This window comes from Erwinia psidii, assembly GCF_003846135.1.
Lineage (GTDB): Bacteria > Pseudomonadota > Gammaproteobacteria > Enterobacterales > Enterobacteriaceae > Erwinia > Erwinia psidii.
On sequence record NZ_RHHM01000023.1, the window covers coordinates 39,063 to 45,892 of the forward strand.

Annotated in this window: 7 protein-coding genes; 2 read left to right on the forward strand and 5 right to left on the reverse strand. The window is 46.5% G+C overall.

The features are described 5' to 3' along the window. Positions 1–349 precede the first annotated feature (349 nt). On the forward strand, positions 350–979 hold the full coding sequence (gene yihA / locus EB241_RS20045) for a ribosome biogenesis GTP-binding protein YihA/YsxC (RefSeq protein WP_199737407.1): 630 nt from the start codon (positions 350–352) through the stop codon (positions 977–979). 62 nt (positions 980–1,041) lie between these two features. Here the strand turns inward: yihA and EB241_RS22090 are convergent, their stop codons facing one another. The 5 genes from EB241_RS22090 to EB241_RS20065 all read right to left on the reverse strand — a co-directional run bounded on the left by EB241_RS22090 (position 1,042) and on the right by EB241_RS20065 (position 6,566). Further along, positions 1,042–1,089: a spot 42 RNA, inhibition of DNA synthesis gene (locus EB241_RS22090; protein ID WP_071892919.1), complete on the reverse strand. Its 48-nt coding sequence runs from the start codon at positions 1,087–1,089 to the stop codon at positions 1,042–1,044. 291 nt (positions 1,090–1,380) lie between these two features. Continuing rightward, positions 1,381–4,164, reverse strand: coding sequence for a DNA polymerase I (gene polA, locus EB241_RS20050; protein WP_124234836.1), 2,784 nt, complete (start codon positions 4,162–4,164; stop codon positions 1,381–1,383). A 392-nt stretch (positions 4,165–4,556) separates the two neighbouring features. Beyond that, positions 4,557–5,186, reverse strand: a complete 630-nt coding sequence (gene dsbA, locus EB241_RS20055; RefSeq protein WP_124234837.1) for a thiol:disulfide interchange protein DsbA — start codon at positions 5,184–5,186, stop codon at positions 4,557–4,559. A gap of 47 nt (positions 5,187–5,233) precedes the next feature. Continuing rightward, on the reverse strand, positions 5,234–6,226 hold the full coding sequence (locus tag EB241_RS20060; RefSeq protein WP_124234838.1) for a serine/threonine protein kinase: 993 nt from the start codon (positions 6,224–6,226) through the stop codon (positions 5,234–5,236). Between the two features lie 70 nt (positions 6,227–6,296). Next, positions 6,297–6,566: a YihD family protein gene (locus tag EB241_RS20065; protein WP_124234839.1), complete on the reverse strand. Its 270-nt coding sequence runs from the start codon at positions 6,564–6,566 to the stop codon at positions 6,297–6,299. A 76-nt stretch (positions 6,567–6,642) separates the two neighbouring features. Between EB241_RS20065 and EB241_RS20070 the strand changes: the two genes are divergently transcribed. Continuing rightward, positions 6,643–6,830: NTP transferase domain-containing protein (locus EB241_RS20070; protein ID WP_158612433.1), on the forward strand; the 188-nt coding region annotated here is incomplete at its 3' end.

The window sequence follows — 6,830 nt, forward strand, 5'->3', positions numbered from 1 at the left end:
CCTGAACGATATCCCTTTCCATCGAATGCGCTTTCCCCAACACGCTCCATCCCTGCTCTGCATCATCCTGATATTCCCTGAGCACTTCTTCCTGAAGGAAGCCCTCCAGACTTTGAGAAATACTTTAGGCTACGTGGTCAAATTTACAAGGAAGTACCCGTTTTTTTTGTGCATAGTTTCTCTGAAAAAATAATTATTTTTTTTTAATATAAAAAACAGGGAAAAAGCAAAACACATTGAATAGCTCTCACTCATGTATAACAAATGGTTCCTGACTCTGCCCCGCTGGGCCTTTCCGGTCGGTAAGGGTATACTTTGCGCAACTGACCTTATTTCTGGAGTGCTTATTTTGTCTGGCTGGAATTATCACGTTACCCATTTTGTTACCAGCGCCCCTGACATTCGTCATCTCCCTGCCGATACCGGTATCGAAGTGGCCTTTGCAGGAAGATCCAATGCGGGAAAATCCAGCGCGCTGAATACGCTGACCAATCAGAAAAGCCTGGCACGTACCAGTAAAACGCCGGGACGCACCCAGTTAATCAACCTGTTTCAGGTAGCTGAAGGCTACCGGCTGGTGGATTTACCCGGCTATGGCTATGCGGAAGTACCGGAAGAGATGAAGCTGAAATGGCAACGCTCACTGGCAGAGTATCTGCAAAAACGCCAGTGTCTCAAAGGGCTGGTGATATTGATGGATATCCGCCATCCGCTGAAAGAGCTGGATCAACAAATGATCCAGTGGTCAGTGCTTAGCGGTATTCAGGTACTGGTGCTGTTAACCAAATCCGATAAGTTGGCTTCCGGTGCGCGCAAAGCCCAACTGAATATGGTGCGTGAAGCAGCGAAAGATTTTGCTGGTGATGTTCAGGTTGAGATGTTTTCATCTCTTAAAAAGACAGGTATCGATAAGCTGCGCCTGAAACTGGACAGCTGGTTCAGCGAATTACCCTCTCAGACTGAGGATAAAACTGCCTGAGTGGAGGCAAAAAACACCCAATAAAAAACGCCCCAGTTATAAAAAACTGGGGCGGCTAATATTCAGCCAAATCCGATTACGTGAAGTAAAAGGTCTGAAAGATAGAACATCTTACCTCTGTACCCTACGTCCTGAACTCTACATGATTTTATCGGTACTCAAAAGTTTTTTTGTAGTTAAATTTCACAAAAAACCACATTTTTTCCAACATAACTCACAAAAATCGGCATTGCTTGTAGCTTAATTACAAAAAAAATGCTTCTGCGATAACCGGTTAGCAGAAATTCCGCTGACAAAAAAACACAGGCGGGTTGAATCCGTTAACCAGAGCATTTTCTTATGGATAAAAACCAGGCCGATATCTTATTAAAATCAGCCGGGGTTTGGCTGGGTTCATATGATTAATGTGCCTGATCCCAGTTATCACCAACGCCCACATCAACCTGCAACGGGACATCCAGTTTCATGCTGTTTTCCATCAGTTGGCGGATCCTGGCACTTGCGGCTTCCACTTCTGACGTTTTCACTTCAAACACCAGTTCATCGTGAACCTGCATAATCATTTTCACATCAGAATGAGCCTGTGACTTCAGCCAGTCATCAACATCAATCATCGCTTTTTTAATGATATCCGCTGCGGTGCCCTGCATCGGGGCATTGATAGCCGCGCGCTCAGCGGCTTTACGACGCATAACATTACTGGCCTTTATATCCGGCAGGTAGAGTCGACGGCCGTCGAGGGTGGCAACATATCCTTTTTCCGCCGCCTGCTGACGGGTGCTTTCCATATATTCCAATACGCCGGGGTAACGTTCGAAATACAAATCCATATATTTCTTCGCTTCACCCGCACCAATATTTAACTGGCGGGACAATCCAAATGCGCTCATGCCATAGATCAGACCAAAGTTAATGGCTTTGGCACTGCGCCTCTGTTCTGTGGTCACTTTATCCAGCGACATATTAAATACTTCAGCCGCGGTGGCACGGTGAATATCCTGCCCTGCGGAAAAGGCGTTGAGCAATCCTCTGTCCTGTGACAAATGCGCCATTATGCGTAGTTCGATCTGCGAATAGTCTGCCGCGATAATCTTATGGCCAGGTGAAGCAATAAAAGCCTGACGTATACGCCGCCCTTCTTCATTGCGCACCGGAATATTTTGCAGATTAGGATCGCTCGAAGAAAGCCTTCCCGTTGCGGTCACTGCCTGATGATAAGACGTATGCACCCGTCCGGTATGGGGATTGATCATCTGAGGAAGCTTATCTGTATAGGTAGACTTTAGTTTGGACAGGCTGCGATGTTCCAGGATCACTTTTGGCAGTGGATAATCCAGCGCCAGTTCAGCCAGCACTTCCTCACTGGTTGAAGGTGCACCACCCGGCGTTTTTTTCGTCGGTTTAATACCCTGCTTTTCAAAAAGAATAGTTTGTAGCTGCTTCGTTGATGACAGATTGAACGGCTCACCAGCCAGTTCATGCGCTTTTAACTCCAGTTCACCAAGCCGCGTTGTCAGTTCCTGCGAGTGCTTCGCCAGGATATTTTGATCGATCAGTACGCCATTACGTTCAATACGCGAAATGACCGTTACCAGCGGCATTTCAATTTCACTGAAAACGGCCTTTGGGCCTGCTTCTTTTTCCAGCTCTGGCCACATTTTGAAATGCAACTGTAACGTGACATCAGCGTCTTCTGCTGCGTAATGCGCCGCCTGCTCAATAGCTATCTGGTTGAAAGTCAGCTGCTTCTTACCCTTACCGGCAATCTCTTCAAAGGTAACCGTTTTGTGGTTCAGCCAGCGCGAAGCCAGCGTGTCCATATCATGCCGTATGGCAACGCTGTTTAGCGCATAAGATTCCAGCATGGTGTCGAATTTTATACCCTGCAACTCAATATCGTAATTTTTCAATACGCCGCGATCGTACTTCAGATTTTGCCCTACTTTCTGCAAGGTCTCATCTTCAAGCAACGGTTTCAGCCGTTCAAGAACTTGCCCACGATCCAGCTGAACGGGGGCATCAAGATAATCGTGAGCAACAGGCAGGTAGGCCGCTTCTCCCGGCGCAACAGCAAAAGAAATACCGACGATATTGGCACTGAGCGTATCCAGTGAGTCTGTTTCCAGATCGAAAGAAAAAAGATCGCTGGTTTTAAGTTTTTCCAGCCACTCGGTAAAGGATTCTTCGTCAAGAATGGTGACATAACCCTCTGCTGATAGCACACTGGCAACCTCAGTTGGCCGCACGTCTTCAGCCAGCGCGTGTTGCGCCTGCAAATTATTCTTTTTACCCTGTAACCATTTACCTTCTTCGAGATCGGTGATCCAGCGTTTGAACTCATAGTGGCGAAACAGGTTCAGTAGCTCTTCAACTGCCGGTTCACTCACCGTCAGTTGTTCACTGCTAAGTTCCAGCTCAACATCGGTCTTAATGGTCGCCAGCTGGTAAGAAAGCAACGCGACCTCTTTGTTCTGCTCCAGCTTCGCTGCCATGGTTTTCGCACCGCGAAAAGTCAACCCGGCAACTTTATCAAGATTGGCAAAGATATCATTAATCCCCCCCAGCCCCTGCAACAGCGCCTGAGCCGTTTTTTCGCCAACGCCAGGTACACCAGGAATGTTATCCGAAGCGTCCCCCATCAGAGCAAGAAAATCGATAATCAATGCCGGAGGAATACCATATTTCTCCACCACTTCATCCGGGCCAAGAATGGCATTATTCATGGTATTAATAAGCGTAATATCAGGCGTGACTAACTGCGCCATGTCTTTATCGCCGGTACTGATGAGAACCGACTTACCGCGTTTTGCCGCTTCGAGTGCCAGTGTACCGATGACGTCATCCGCCTCGACGCCGGACACCGCCAGTAAAGGCAACCCCATTGCCCTGACCATTTTATGCAAAGGTTCGATCTGGGCACGCAGGTCATCAGGCATTGGCGGACGATGAGATTTGTACTCTTCGAAAAGCTCATCACGAAACGTTTTTCCTTTGGTATCAAAAACCACTGCCACATGGCTTGGCTTGTACTGTAATAACAGGCTACGCAGCATATTCAGCACGCCATACATTGCCCCGGTGGGTTCTCCTGAGCTATTGGTCAGCGGAGGGAAAGCATGATAAGCACGATAAAGATAAGAAGATCCATCTACCAGAATGAGCGGGTTTTCTGCAATTTGGGCCATAAGTCGTCACGTTCTTCTTTGATTTTCTCAATGGCGTTAAGGATGCCACAGCTAAGGCTGAAAAATGAAATAACTACGAACATTAAGTTGTTTGATGACGCAGATTTACAGCAAGGATCGCAATAATAAACTGTGGATAACTTTGTGTGTAAAATTTATAACGTATTTTCACACGTGGAAAAGGCATGCGGAGATAAATTAAAAAACAAGTATAATCATAAGGTTATATTTTCCCACAAAGCGTTACTGCAAATATTACCGAACTTATTTTATGTGGATATTAATTAGTTAGGTGTCAGGAGCCGCCCACAATTGTCCTGCCGGGAGTGGTTGCTTATTATCAATAACAGGCAACAACGCCAGCCAGAAGCTGGCGTCATCAATGAATGAGATTATTTCTGAGTCACCAGAAATTTAACCACGTTAGCATATTGTTGGACATAGTTATCCATTGAGCTGGTGTCCAGGCCGCCGTTGTTCACCATATATTTGCCGTTAATAAACATTGCGGGAACGCCACGTAAATTAACGTCTTCAGCCGCTTTTTCCTGTTGGGCAACCAGAGACTTGACGACAAAGCTGTTCCAGGCAGCATCATATTGTTCAGGGCTAATACCGGCAGATTTAACGAAAACATCTTTCAGGCTGGCAGGATCGGTGATGATCTGTGTTTTCTGGATACCTTCAAAAATAGGCGCGGTAACTTTATCTTCCACTCCCAGCGCCATGGCCACAGCCCATGCCTGAGTAACGGTTTTACCCATATCACCACCAAGGAACTCAACGTGATATTTGGTTACTTTAGTATTTGCCGGCAAGTTCTTTTTCACAGCATCACTCACATGCCAGACATGTTCAAATTCATAGCAGTGTGGGCAATAGAAAGAGAAAAACTCCATCACCTGAGGTTCACCGGTTGCAGGCTTCTGCAAAGTGACATATTCCTTTCCATCGGTGAACTGAGCAGCTGATGCACTGAAAGCCAGAACCATACCAACTAGAGCAAAAAAAATTTTTTTCATCGAAAAACTCTCTCCTGACAACAAAAAGAGGTCGATCGGAAAGGCGATCAACCCTGAAATGCGGGCATAATTTGCAAGGGTGGCTCCTGCAACAGTCGGGCCTGCTCGTTAAAGATAGAAATCTGCCTGCGCCAGAAATCCTCATCCTTTATCCACGGAAAGTTAACCGGAAATGCCGGATCTTCCCAGCGACGGACAATCCAAGCCAGATAATAAACCATCCTCATAGCGCGTAAAGGCTCAATCAGTGACAATTCGTGTAAGTCGAAATCACTGAATTCACTGTAAGCTTCCAGTAATATTTCCCACTGGATACGCTGTTCCCGAATATCGCCATTGATAAGCATCCACAGGTCCTGCACCGCCGGACCGTTTCGGGCATCATCCAAATCCACAAAAAGCGGATCGTCGCGCCAAAGAATATTGCCGGGATGGCAATCACCGTGCAGGCGTAGAGACTGCCACTGAGTATGCCAGCAATTTTGTAAAGTTGTGCCGACCAGGTGAACGCTGCTTAATAAATTTACCTTGAGGTGATTAGGTATTAAGTTACTGACTTCAAGTAGCTGCAATGGTTCAGTAATGTATTCCTGCAAACTGATAGCAGGGCGCACAGCAAAATCGTTTTTCCGACCAATCTGGTGAATGCGCCCGAGGTGACGCCCTACACATTCCAGATGATTGTAATTATCTGTTTCATACTGACGACCACCCAAACTGGGGAACACGCTGAACAGATAACCCTCATATTGATGTAGCGTTTCACCGTGTAAAACCTCAGGAGCAGCAACAGGTATCCCAGAGGCCTGAAGCTCAGCGCTAAATTGATGTTCTTCAAGAATTTGCTGCGCTGACCAGCGCTGTGGTCGGTAGAACTTTACCACATAGCGTTTTTTTTCCTCGTCGCTGAACTGCCATACTCTGTTTTCATAGCTGTTCAACGCGGTCAGACCAGACTCCACCCTGATTCCGAGTCCCCAGATCGCATCAAGAATAGTGTCAGGATTTAAATTTTGAAAATTGAAGGCAGGTTCTTTCATCCGGCATACTCGCAATCGCAATCAGTGAACGATCAAGAATATCATTAAACACGCGGGCCACAGCATGAACTTAATCTTTGATCACACCTCGTGCCCGCAGCAGCGCCGTTTTGAAATCCTCTTCATAATCCTTTTTCAGGCCAGGAATTTCTGCGTGTTTCTCCGTACCGCGCATTTTAAGATGATAAATTAATACATCATCGGTTAATTCATTCAGTGACTGAGTAAAGCCAGCTTCAACGGCAAGTTTCTGCAAAAGTTGTGTTAAATTCAGATCGGGGTCTTGCTGCCAGACAGGCTGTAATAATGACAGTAATTCATTGAGTCGATGACAATTCATGCCGGGATCCCTGTAGTAATTTTTGACTCGCTACGTTATCAGGCTTAAAACCACAAGAAAAGAGGGTGTAGGAATAATGACTTCCCATTTTCCTTATCCAATCACCACAGTAACGGGCGTTATTCTTGCCGGAGGACGCGGTAACCGTATGGGCGGTAAAGATAAGGGGTTAATCGTCTGGCGGGAAAAACCGCTCTGGCAGCACGTTCTGTCCCGGCTGGCGCCGCAGACAGGAAAGGTCTGTATTAATGCTAACCGTAACAT